General features: G+C 40.5%; 1 protein-coding gene. It reads left to right on the plus strand.

Translation table 11 applies throughout. From position 1 onward, the window contains the following. Positions 1–602 (plus strand): transposase (locus tag A9G41_RS13290; RefSeq protein WP_257005438.1); only part of this gene is annotated, 602 nt, incomplete at both ends.

The following is a 602-nucleotide window of genomic DNA, read 5'->3' on the forward strand; positions in this document are numbered from 1 at the left end:
GCGGTTTGGCTTTAATCCGGTTGGTGTCGGCCTTGATGCGGGTTATTTTACGGCTCCCATTTGCCATTTACTGCTGGCAGAGCAGATATATCCGGTGTTGGGTTATCGTCGTCCCACCCATGGTGCGAATCCCATCAGAAAAAAGCAGTTTATCTATAACAGTCAAAACGATACTTATACTTGCCCAAACGGGCAAACATTAAAATATAAAACTACCAGCAGGGAAGGTTATCGTCATTATCATTCTGATGCAACAACCTGCAAAATCTGTCCGTTATTGTCACAGTGTACACAGAGTAAAAATACACAGAAAGTCATCACACGGCATATCTGGGAAGCAGATAAAGAGAAAGCCAACGAGATTCGTTTAAGTCAGTGGGGTAAAAAAGTCTATGCTCGGCGAAAAGAAACCATAGAGCGCAGCTTTGCTGATGCTAAACAACACCACGGACATCGCTATGCACGATTTAGAGGAAGAGCACAGGTTCAAATGCAGTGTTTATTGGCCGCAACGGCTCAAAATATCAAGAAAATAGCGATAAAGCTATTTTTGTTACGTTTTTTTAAGCTATTTTTTAATTTATTTAATAAAATCCAAATTA

This window comes from Gilliamella sp. Nev5-1, from assembly GCF_001690895.1.
In the GTDB taxonomy this organism is placed as follows: domain Bacteria; phylum Pseudomonadota; class Gammaproteobacteria; order Enterobacterales; family Orbaceae; genus Gilliamella; species Gilliamella apicola_C.